1 protein-coding gene is annotated in these 1,281 nt (G+C 63.2%); it reads left to right on the forward strand.

All coding sequences use genetic code 11. From position 1 onward, the window contains the following. Positions 1-880 (forward strand): carotenoid oxygenase family protein (locus D3H34_RS32775; RefSeq protein ID WP_147400602.1); only part of this gene is annotated, 880 nt, incomplete at its 5' end. Between the last annotated feature and the right edge of the window lie 401 nt (positions 881-1,281).

Genomic DNA, 1,281 nt, shown 5'->3' on the forward strand with positions numbered 1-1,281 from the left:
CGTCACCGGCGAATGGTGGTCGTTCGGCTTGTTCTGCGACGGCCGCATGGACGGCGACATGATGCTGCAGGTCATAGACAAACAGGGAAAACTGTACCGGCAGGAGCGCTTCCAGTCGCCGTTCCCCGGGCTGTCGCATGACTTCGCGGTGACCCGTGAGCATGTGATCTTCGCCGTGATGCCGCTGACGGTGGATCAGCAACGCATCCAGCAAGGCGGGGACTTCTACCGCTTCGACCCGGATCTGCCATCCGCATGGGGCATCATGCCGCGCGCCGGCAGCACCCAGGACATCCGCTGGTTCCGCGTGCCGAACTGCTTCAGCGGCCACATCATGAATGCCTACACGGAAGGCAATCTGGTGCATGTGGACGCGACCATCAGCCGCGGCAATGGCTTTCGCTTCTACCCGGACATCCACGGCCACCCCACTCCCGCACAGGACGGCAAGCCCACCATCACGCGGCTGACCTTCGATCTGTCCGACCCCCAGGACAACTGCCGATTGACCCCCGTGGCAGGTGCCGTGGGCGAAATGCCGCGCCTGGACGAACGCTATGCGATGTCGGCATACCGCTGGGGCTACATCAAGACCCCGACCGGCGTCGGGCGCATCGACTGGAAGCACTTCAAGATCGACCAGCACCCCGTCGCCGGCTCCACCCAGGAGCCGGTGTTCGTTCCCAGATCGGCCGACGCGCCCGAAGGAAGCGGCTACCTGCTGTGCGTGGCCAACATGACCGAAGCCCGGCACGCCGTGCTGCTGGTGCTCGATGCCGAAGACATCCAGGCCGCGCCAACGGCCATCGTCAAGCTGCCATTCCTTTTGCCGGGCGCTTTCCACGGCATGTTCGTGCCGCAGGCAGACCTGCCCGCCTGAGCAAGGCGGCCCACCTGTATGTCATCGCCATGCAGGAAAAGACAGTCACCAACACCTTGCCCGGCCCCGGTACTCTGGTCAAAGCCAGCGGCACCAATTTCGGCATCGGCATGCGTCACCGCTTCTGAGTTCCGCGGATTTTTCGACCGCAGTCGGTCACGCCCAGCCCCTCTCCACGTCGTTGGCGAGGGGCTTTCTTCATGGCCCCTGCGCTGTGCCGGTGCCATGCCGGCAGCTTCTGCGCCTCGACTAGGGGAATCACCTTCCCCCATCGCTAGACCAGTCATACCGCCTCGCTTGATCAGAACAGCGGGCCCGACGATGAGTTTTGATAATTCGGACAAGGCAGATCAACGCTGCCAAAACCCATGAGGAGCCGAGTCTGATGTCTACTTTTTCCC

The sequence above is a fragment of the Acidovorax cavernicola genome (assembly GCF_003581445.1).